Origin of the sequence: Sphingobium sp. ba1, from assembly GCF_000743655.1 — a bacterium.
Lineage (GTDB): Bacteria > Pseudomonadota > Alphaproteobacteria > Sphingomonadales > Sphingomonadaceae > Sphingobium.
In genome coordinates this window covers 828836-831649 of record NZ_JPPQ01000069.1, presented here as the reverse complement: position 1 = coordinate 831649, position 2814 = coordinate 828836, and the positions used below count along the sequence as shown (strand labels likewise).

Below are 2814 nucleotides of genomic sequence, written 5' to 3'. Positions count from 1 at the left end.
GCCTTCTTGCTGCCCTGCCAGGATATAATGGCGCGCAGCCGCGTCATCATCATCGCCCAGGGCGACGATCAGGTCCGGGTTCGACGCAATGTAACGCAAGCCGTCAAAATCGTCGGCCATTCGGCCTTCGCCATAGCCGTTTTTGATGAAATGCTCAGCCGCGGCCTCCACATCCGTACCAATCGCGCCGATCAGATCGCCATGGGACGCGACATATTGCAGCCCGTCGAACAGATCGTCGCTCCGTCCCTCGTCACGACCGCCCTGGATGAAATGGCGCGCCCCGGCGTCCGCTTCCGCCCCGAATGTCTCGATCAGATCGCCATAGGAGGCGATATATTGGAGTCCATCGAACAAGGCGTCGCTGCGGCCCTCGACAAAGCCGCCATCGATATAATGGCGTGTTGCCGCCTGCGTATCGGTGCCAAAAGCTGCGATCAGATCGTCATAGCCTGCGATATAATCGAGCACATCGAACTCTTTGGCATCGCGCCCTTCGGCAAAGCCGCTCGCCACATAATGCGCGGTCGCGCTATCTGCATCGGGTCCGAAGGCAGCGATCAAGTCCCCATAGCCAGCGATATAGCGCAACCCATCGAACGCCGACAAGCTGCCCGCCAGATCGGCACTTCCCAGCGCCTCGTTGGCAAAAGCGACATGTTCTACATTCACGATCCGCGAAGCGCCCTCTTCGCCTATGACGAAAGTCGAAGCGCCCGACACGAGATAGTTGTAACTTGCAGCGCCACCCGTAAGAACCAGCGTATCGAACCCATCCCCGCCGTCGACGATATTGTGGCCCGTCCCCGGCAGCAGGCGATCATCGCCAGCGCCGCCGTGAATTGTATCGTTACCTGCACCGCCCTCCAGCATATTGGCAAGCTCGTTGCCCTGAATGTCGTCACTGAACGCAGAGCCGACCACATTCTCCACGCTAATGAGACTATCGCCGCCGCCGCCGATCCCGATTGCACCAGAAAGGCCAAGAGTTACGGTTACGCCATTTGTGTACAAGGAATAGTCTATCGTATCGGTACCAAAACCACCGACGAACATGTCGGCCGCTTCGCCGCTGATCAGCCGGTCGTCCCCTTCCTCGCCCCGAAATGTGATAGAACTGCCACTTGATGTCACAACGTCATTGCCTGCACCGCCATAAATTGACAGCCTGACATCTTGTGTTGTGGCCACGATCCTGTCGTCGAAACTGCTCGCTCGTAATTCGGCTAGGCTCTCGATACTGATGATCGTTCCACCACCGATCACCCGCGCTGTTGCGCCGAGGAACTGGTGTGTAGAAATGTCTACGCCCGTCGTCGCGCCGCCGAACGAATAGTAGAGTGTGTCAGCGCCATCTCCTCCATCAACGTCGTCGCCTACACCTGCCCATATGGTGTCTGCACCCGCGCCTGCTGAAACGAAGTCTTTTTCTACGCCGACATCGGCTAGGGCCGATCCATCCTCATTCCTGCCGCCTGTATAGATCAAGTCGGCACCCGCGCCGCCAAACAGCTCGTCGGCACCTTCTCCACCGACCAACACGCTACCATAGTCCGTGCCTCGTATCAGGTCGTCGCCCCGACCGCCGGTCGCGACCCCGTTGCCATAATAACTGAAGTTCAGGGTAATGATGTCGTTACCGTCGCCGCCATCGCCACTCATCACATCGATCAGCCTGTCGTTGCCCGCACCGCCAAAGGCCGAACCGCCATAAATGATGTCGTCACCATCACCGCCATCAGCAGTACCGTAGTTCATCCGGATAATGTCGTTGCCGGCCTCCCCATATACCCTGGCGCCATATTGCGCTCCAGTCGCATCGACGGTGTCGTCTCCATCACCACCCCAGATCGCACCACCCCAACCAGAATAATAGTCTGCGATGATGGTATCATTACCACCGCGGCCGAATATGTCAGCACCGCTGGGATAATAAGTGTCGATAGAAGCGATGAAATCATCATATTCGCTTCCCTCCAAAAAGCCGATATTCTGGATGTTGGAAATGATTCCGCCGCCGATCGTTATCGACTCGCCGTTTTGCAGCGGACGAAAATCCGCAACCACGCCGGACGTCGCGCCCTGAAAACTAATAAAAAGCCGATTGCCGAAGGAATCATAGCTGCCGCCATCAATATGGTCGCCATAGCCCGCGAAGAAAAAATCGTCCCCCGCACCACCGATCAGCGTGTCGACATCCGCGAAGATATCATCGGAAACAACGCCGGCCAACAAAGGGAAATAGGGCGCCATCATATTGGTGGTCCGACCGAAGGAGAACAGCACATCGCTGCCGTCCCCGCCATTGAGACGATCTGCCCCTGCGCCACCGGCAATATTGTCAGCGCCCTCTCCGCCGCTCAACCAGTCATTTCCCCCCAAACCGGAAATATATTCGTCACTATTGTCGCCCGTATAGATGTCGTCGCCCGCACCACCCGTGAAATCCATCTCACCCTCCTCAACTCATTAAACCCATAACGCAGCAGCGTCATCGGCTTGAACTATCACTACCGCTCAGCCCGCCATGAACATGTCCGCGCCAGGAGCCACCACACGATGCTCAAAATAGCCCGTGTCGATATAATGTTCGGTCAGCGCATCGACGTCGCTGCCGAAAGCGGCAGCCAGATCAGGATTAGCCGCCGCATAGGCCAGCGCATCAAACCCGTCGACATCCCGGCCTTCTTGCTGCCCTGCCAGGATATAATGGCGCGCAGCCGCGTCATCATCATCGCCCAGCGCGACGATCAGGTCCGCGTTCGACGCAATGTAACGCAAGCCGTCAAAATCGTCGGCCATTCGGCCTTCGCG

The 2814-nt window shown here is 57.5% G+C and carries 2 protein-coding genes; both read right to left on the bottom strand.

From position 1 onward, the window contains the following. A partial coding sequence (locus tag IL54_RS07005) for a calcium-binding protein (RefSeq protein WP_272945503.1) occupies positions 1-2451 on the bottom strand: 2451 nt, incomplete at its 3' end. A 66-nt stretch (positions 2452-2517) separates the two neighbouring features. Beyond that, the coding region (locus IL54_RS24870) for a hypothetical protein (RefSeq protein ID WP_237748806.1) at positions 2518-2814 on the bottom strand (297 nt) is incomplete at its 5' end.